Annotated in this window: 1 protein-coding gene; it reads left to right on the forward strand. The window is 47.4% G+C overall.

Going from position 1 to position 291, the window contains the following annotated elements:
* On the forward strand, positions 1–291 hold a 291-nt coding region (locus AAEZ22_RS18300), incomplete at both ends, for a thiamine pyrophosphate-dependent enzyme (protein WP_352298438.1).

Raw genomic sequence — 291 nt, forward strand, 5'->3', positions numbered from 1 at the left:
TTACAGATATGTTGGAAATTATCGGCGAAGATAAAGAGTTGGAGCAGCATGCCTTACTAGACTGGTGGGCACAGATTAATGAATGGCGTAAGCGTCATGGTCTGCGTTATGACACCAACACTGACAATGGCATCAAGCCCCAAGCGGTCGTTCAAGCACTAGATAAAGTGACCAACAGCAACGCTATTATCACCAGTGACGTTGGTCAGCATCAGATGTTTGCCGCGCTTTACTACACCTATTTAGAGCCGGGTCAATGGCTCAATTCGGGTGGTTTAGGTACGATGGGTG

Source organism: Pseudoalteromonas sp. 20-MNA-CIBAN-0454 (genome assembly GCF_040308685.1).
In the GTDB taxonomy this organism is placed as follows: Bacteria; Pseudomonadota; Gammaproteobacteria; order Enterobacterales; family Alteromonadaceae; genus Pseudoalteromonas; species Pseudoalteromonas nigrifaciens.